The sequence below is a fragment of the Streptomyces sp. WM6378 genome, from assembly GCF_001279695.1.
Taxonomy (GTDB): domain Bacteria; phylum Actinomycetota; class Actinomycetes; order Streptomycetales; family Streptomycetaceae; genus Streptomyces.
In genome coordinates, this window is record NZ_LGDD01000057.1 from 1 (window position 1) to 869 (window position 869).

General features: G+C 62.9%; 1 protein-coding gene and 1 pseudogene. One reads left to right on the plus strand and one right to left on the minus strand.

Annotation, left to right across the window (positions count from 1 at the left end; all coding sequences use genetic code 11):
• Positions 1–116: 116 nt before the first annotated feature.
• Positions 117–686, minus strand: coding sequence for a hypothetical protein (locus ADK54_RS08035; RefSeq protein WP_053724845.1), 570 nt, complete (start codon positions 684–686; stop codon positions 117–119).
• Between the two features lie 84 nt (positions 687–770).
• On the opposite strand from ADK54_RS08035, the pseudogene ADK54_RS43060 reads away from it, so the two are divergent.
• Positions 771–869 (plus strand): annotated as a pseudogene (locus tag ADK54_RS43060) (pirin family protein); the annotation flags it as partial.

The following is an 869-nucleotide window of genomic DNA, read 5'->3' on the forward strand; positions in this document are numbered from 1 at the left end:
AACGGCTCCACCAGCGACCAGAGTTCATCCGACACGATCCACGGCCGCGACTGTCTCTTCCCCACACCCACACCAACGAACAGCCAAGCCGACAGTCACACCAACAACCACTTCTGTTAGGGCCTCTTAGCCGGGTCGTACTGCGGGGGCTTCACGCCCTCCAGGGGGCTGTCCTCGTAGAGCCCCAGCCGGTGGGCATCGAGCAGGATCGACTTCAGCTTGTCGAACGCGTTGGCCTGCGTTGCCAGCCCGGCACCGTTGCGCTCCATTGTCCTGATGAACCCGTCCACCACCTTGTGGTCGAACGAATCCATCCGTCGGCTCTCCAGCGCCGGGTAGAGGTGGTGCTCCAGCAGCGAGTCCAGATGCCGCAGCGAGGAAACCTCCAGATGCCGCTGGCTGCCACGCCACTCAGCGGCATATTCCTTGAACTGCATCGCCCCGTACTTCGCCACCCGCGCCGCTTTGCTCGCACGAGCGGGGGCAGCCCTCTTGGCGTTGTAGATTTCCGTCAAACGCGCAATCGCTGCCACGTCGGTCTCGAACCCGGACTCAACGCGCTGCTTCTTGGCGGCGTCACGGAATTGGATCTTGTACAGGTGAGAGCACTTCGGCCACTTCGGCTCGGGGTGGGCGCAGTCCTTGAAGAAGGTGCCCATGCCGTGGGCAAGGGTTTTGGTGGCCATGGTGTCGCTGACTCCCCAGGTCCGATGCTGACAGCTGACGGACCAAGGAGCGTCTGGCCTGCAAGAAGCCGCAGCGCTTTTGGTATGTGGTGGAACTTCATCGGGCGGTCCAACGAGGACATCCAGCAGGCCCGTTCGGACTGGATGACGGGGTCGCGCTTCGGTGAGGTGAAGGGGTACGAC